This is a genomic window from Halorhodospira abdelmalekii (genome assembly GCF_016583625.1).
Classification (GTDB): Bacteria; Pseudomonadota; Gammaproteobacteria; order Nitrococcales; family Halorhodospiraceae; genus Halorhodospira; species Halorhodospira abdelmalekii.
Genome location: NZ_NRRN01000087.1, coordinates 1 through 4,881 on the forward strand (window position 1 = coordinate 1; position 4,881 = coordinate 4,881).

General features: G+C 63.1%; 4 protein-coding genes. 1 reads left to right on the plus strand and 3 read right to left on the minus strand.

Annotated features, from left to right (window positions below):
* On the plus strand, positions 1-2,442 hold a 2,442-nt coding region (recC, locus tag CKO15_RS13175), incomplete at its 5' end, for an exodeoxyribonuclease V subunit gamma (RefSeq protein ID WP_200197143.1).
* A 7-nt stretch (positions 2,443-2,449) separates the two neighbouring features.
* Here recC and CKO15_RS13180 read toward each other — a convergent pair.
* The 3 genes from CKO15_RS13180 to CKO15_RS13190 all read right to left on the minus strand — a co-directional run bounded on the left by CKO15_RS13180 (position 2,450) and on the right by CKO15_RS13190 (position 4,612).
* A complete protein-coding gene (locus CKO15_RS13180) occupies positions 2,450-4,012 on the minus strand; it encodes an ATP-binding protein (protein WP_200197145.1) in 1,563 nt (520 codons plus the stop codon).
* Between the two features lie 49 nt (positions 4,013-4,061).
* Complete coding sequence (locus CKO15_RS13185; protein ID WP_200197147.1) at positions 4,062-4,358, minus strand: type II toxin-antitoxin system RelE/ParE family toxin; 297 nt, start codon at positions 4,356-4,358, stop codon at positions 4,062-4,064.
* Positions 4,358-4,612, minus strand: coding sequence for a type II toxin-antitoxin system ParD family antitoxin (locus CKO15_RS13190; protein WP_200197149.1), 255 nt, complete (start codon positions 4,610-4,612; stop codon positions 4,358-4,360). Before CKO15_RS13190 ends, CKO15_RS13185 begins: the two co-directional genes overlap by 1 nt.
* Positions 4,613-4,881 lie beyond the last annotated feature (269 nt).

The following is a 4,881-nucleotide window of genomic DNA, read 5'->3' on the forward strand; positions in this document are numbered from 1 at the left end:
GAGGCCGGCAACCCGCTCCTCAGCGGCCTCGGCGAACAGGGGCAGCAGTTCGTCCGCCTGCTCAGTGGCGCAGCCAACCTCGAAACACCGCTCTTCTTAGAGCCCACGGATGAGACCCTGCTCGCAGCCCTCCAGCGCGATATCCTGCTGCTGCAGGATGGCCGCGACGCCGCCGAACCGCACAGCGCCGATGCGAGCATCGAGATCGTCAGCGCCCATAGCGCCCTGCGTGAGGTCCAAGCCCTCCACGACTGGCTGCTGCACCGCTTCAACGACGACCCGACGCTGACGCCGCGCGATGTCGTCGTCATGTGCCCGAACGTCGAGCAGTACGCCCCCTTTATCGAGGCGACCTTTGCTGGACGCGGCGAAGCGCTCCGCGAGGACGCCCCGCCGCTGCCCTGCTCGATCGCCGATCGCCACCTCGGCAGCGCCGACCCGGCGGTCGCCGCCTTTCTAGAGCTGCTGCGCCTCCCTGATGCCCGCTTTCAGGCCAGTCAAGTGATCGGCTGGCTGCGCGTCCCGGCGATCCAAGCCCGTTTCCAGCTCACCAGTGCGCAGCTGGCGACCATCACCGAGTGGCTTGAAGAGGCGTGCATCCACTGGGGGCTCGATACCGAGCATAAGGGGCAGTGGCTCAGTGGGCCGGTCAGCGACCGCTACACTTGGCAGCAGGGCCTAGAGCGACTGCTGCTCGGCTTTGCTTGGGGCGATGAGGAGGCGATCGTCCGCGACCGGCTGCTCTTACCGCGCATCGAGGGCGAGGAGGCCGTCGTCCTCGGCCGCTTGAGCGCCTTCCTGCGCACCCTCAAAGGCCTTAGCCGCGCCATGCGCCAGCCGCGCACCGTCGCCGAGTGGCAGCAGTTTCTCCACGACCGGCTGCGCGCCGCCCTCTTTGCCAGCGGCGGTGAGCACGAAGCGGTCCAGGAGGATCTCGGCGAGGTCATCCGCGAGCTCGGCCAGTACGCCGGCGAGGCCGACTTTACCGAGCCGGTGCCACTGGCCGTGATTCGCCACGCCTTAGAGCACAGCTTGCAGGCACCGGGGCGCACCGGACGACACTTCTTAACCGGTCAGATCACCGTCTGCTCCATGGTGCCGATGCGCTCGATCCCCTTTCGCATCCTCGCCATCCTCGGCCTCAACGACGACGACTTCCCGCGCCAGCGCCCTCCCCTCGGCTTCGACTTGATGGCCGACGCCCCGCCCCGTCCTGGTGATCGCTCCCGGCGCGGTGATGATCGCTACCTCTTTCTTGAGGCGCTGCTCTCGGCGCGCGAGCGCCTCTATCTGAGCTACCAAGGGCGCGATGTTAAGACGAACAGCGAGCGTCAGCCCTCGCTCGTCTTGAGTGAACTGCTGAACTACCTAGAACAGTCGAGCACCTGGCAGCGCAGCGCCATTCGCCAATTGCCGCTGCAGCCCTTCAGCAGGGCCAACTACCACGGCGACGAGCGCAGCTTCGATCGCGGCTGGCTGCGCCTGAGCGAGCCGGGAGCGGCACCGACGCGCTGCTGCGAGCTGCCGACACCGGAGGAGTGGCCGAGCACCCTGCCGCTCGATGAGCTGCTGCGGGTCCTCGCCCACCCCGCCCGCGCCTTCGCCGAACAGCGATTGACCCTCTACTTAGGGGACGGCCAGGACAGCCTGCCGGCATCGCTGCGTTCGGTCAGTGAGCTGGCCGACAGCGAACCCTTCGCGACCGACCACTTGCTGCGCTATCAGCTGCAGCAGGCCCTCACCGCCGGTTATTTGAACGAGACCGATACCACCCCGCTGCTGCAGCGCGCCCGCCTCTCCGGGGAGTTGCCCGAGCACGCCCTGATCGAAACGGAGCTGGCCGACTGGGCGGCTCAAGCCGAGGGGTTCGCCGCCGCCCTGCGCGAACACGGGGCGGACCAGATCTCGACACAACCGGTCGATGTGACGATCGAGGCCTTCACGCCAGCCGTGACCCTAGTCGGTGCGGTGCCGCTGCGCGCACCCGGCGAACTGCTGCTGTGGCGACTCGCCAATCCTAAGGGCAAGGACTACCTGCGGCTGTGGCTCACCCACCTGCTCGCCAATACCCAGCAGCCGACCGTCAGCACCGGACTCTATCGCGGCACCGGGAGCGAGTTGGCCGAGATCAAGCTGACCGCGCTCACTCCGCAGACGGCCAAAGAGGAGCTGACACAGCTGCTAGAGACCTGGCGCGAGGCGCTCTGCACGCCGCTGCCGCTGCACGCCGATCTGCTCGGCACATTGATCGGCAAAGGCGGAGGCAAGCCCGCCGAGCAGCAGCGCCGCGAGCTCCATAAGGCGTGGCAGGGCGACGATTACCGCGCTGGCTGCAAAGATGACCCCTACTTGGCGTGGTTTTGGACCGATGAGATCGACTGCTCGGGCCTCCTAGAGGCGCTGAAGGCGCGCTACGGCGCCTTGCTGTCCCACATGCTGTAATTCACAATCAGATCGTTTCCACCTCAAACGCCACGATCTGACGCTGCTCACTGGAGAACTCCACGCCGATCAGGTGGATCGGCTTGCCGCTGGCCCGGTACTTGTCGGCATAGCCCCTGGCCTTGATCTGCGCCAGCGCCCTGCCCTCGGGGAGTTGCTCCACCACCTTGAACTCGAACAGGTAGATGTGGCCGCTGAAGTCCACGGCCATGTCCACCTTGCCGTGGTGGCTTGAATCTTCCACCGTGACACCCAGCCCCAAGGCGGCGAAGTGGCTGTAGAACACGCTGGCGTAGTGACCCTCATATTGGGCAATCGGGGTGTTGCGGTACCAGTCGTGGGGCAGGCCGGCGTAGAGCGCCTTGAGGTGAGCCTCCAGGCCCGCCAGGTCGTGCTGCTGCAAGTGCTTGAACAGGGTGCGGCGTTCACGTGGGCCGTTCTCGACGCCCAATGATGGGAGTAGCGCATGGTTCAGGCTGGTTTCCACCTCGCGGTTGGGAAAGCCCAGGGTGTACTGGCGGTAGCCCAGCAGGGGCTCTTCGACCTTCTGGATCGTCAGGTAGCCGGCCTGGAAGAGCAGCGCATCGGTGCTGATGTCATCAACGTCAAACTGACTGAGCAACTCGTACTCCGTTTCCCACTGGTCCAGCGATGGCGTGAAGACCCCCCGCTGCTTGAGGACGTTGACCAGGAAGGTCGGCGTGGCGCTCTCGAACCAGTAGGGGCCGAACTCGCGCTTCTGGAGCAGTAGCAGCGCATCGAAGGGGTTGTAGACCGATGTGACTTCGGGGCCACCCCAGCGGTAGCCGTTGTACCACTGGCGGATGGCTTCGCGATCCAGGCCGGCCAGTTCTGCGGAGAATACCCTGTCGATGTCCTCATCGGTATAGCCACAAATCGTGCTGTAGGGCGCATCCAGGGTGATGTCGTTGAGGTTGTTCAGCCCCGAGAACAGGCTGACCTTGCTGAACTTGGAGACCCCGGTGATCAGCACCAGATGCAGATGGGGACCGGCATCCTTGAGCACGCTGTAGAGGTTCTTCAGGCCCTCGCGCAGCTCACGAGCACGCTCCGGTTCCAGAATGTTGTCCAAAATTGGCTTGTCGTATTCATCGATCAGCAGCACGACCGGCTGCCCCGTTTCCCGGTGGGCGAGTTCCAGCAGGTCGGAGAACTCGCCGGGAATATCCGTCTCGGCTGCGGTGGTCTGGGTGAAGCGCTCGCGCTCCTTGCGCAGTTGGTGACGAATGCGCGTGTCCAGTTCCTCGCGATTGCGCATGACGCCGCTGCCAAAGCTCAGACGAATCACCGGGTGGGTCTGCTGCCAGTCCCAGCGGTCGTGGATGTAGAGCCCCTCGAAGAGCTTTTGGCGACCCTCGAACAGGCAGCGCAGGGTATCCAGCAACAGGCTCTTGCCGAAGCGGCGGGGGCGGGAGAGGAAGTAGTACTTGTTCTGCTGGACCAGGCGCTCGATGATCGGTGTCTTGTCCACATAGTAGTAGCCCCCCTCGCGGATCTCGGAGAAGGTCTGAATGCCGATGGGGAGTCTGAGTCGCTGTTGGTCGGTCATGCCTAGCCCTCCAGGGAGCGGTTCCTCAATATAGCCACCACNGCCACCACTACTCTAGGAGTCTCTCTGGTGCATCCATATCCTCGTGCAGAACGCGAACGACGAGCACATCCGATTCATACAATTGATAAAAAACAGCGTGATGCTCGACCTGTAATCGGCGATACCCAGAAAAAACGTGGTCGTAGTTCGCGCCAAGTGATGGATGATCAATCAGCCGTTTCATTCCGGCCTCAAGCCGGTCCAGGTAATGATCCGCCTGATCAACGCCCCATTCCTCACAGGTATACACCCAAATCCCGATGAGATCTGATTCCACCTTCGGCGTGACGTTCAACTTAAACACTAATCAGCCGCCTTGATCCGCTTACGGCCAGCAGCCTTGATAGCCGATATATCCAGCGGTTTCGGATCTCCGCTTGACTCACCCTCAGCGAGGGCTTTCCTGAGCATGGCAAGACGTTCTTTGGCCTGCTGGTCCCTTCGAATGAGATGGCGGATGTACTCACTATCGTTGCCAAAGTGGCCGCTTTCAATCTGGGCTTTCACCCAGGCGTCTTGCTGTTCAGTCAATGTGATGGTTTTTCGGTGCATGCTCATGGCTGGCGCCCCAAACACGAGAGAGATATGACAAAATCATACTGCCTCCTCGCGCCGAGTCAACGCTCCTCTTCTTGCCGCCCAACAGTATATTCGACAGAATCGACCTGACTCAGCCCTGATATAAGACGACGAGAATCCTTATTCTGGAGCGTGGTGCCGGCCAGCTCCCCCTACTAGCGACACTAGCTGATGACAGAAGAGGCTAAAACACTGCAGGCCGAGGCGATGCCGCTGCACGGCATCCACCTGATTGAGGCGAGCGCCGG

Coding starts and splice junctions, on each gene's coding strand:
- CKO15_RS13180 (WP_200197145.1), bottom strand. CDS start 4,012: ATGACCGACCAACAGCGACTCAGACTCCCCATCGGCATTCAGACCTTC.
- CKO15_RS13190 (WP_200197149.1), bottom strand. CDS start 4,612: ATGAGCATGCACCGAAAAACCATCACATTGACTGAACAGCAAGACGCC.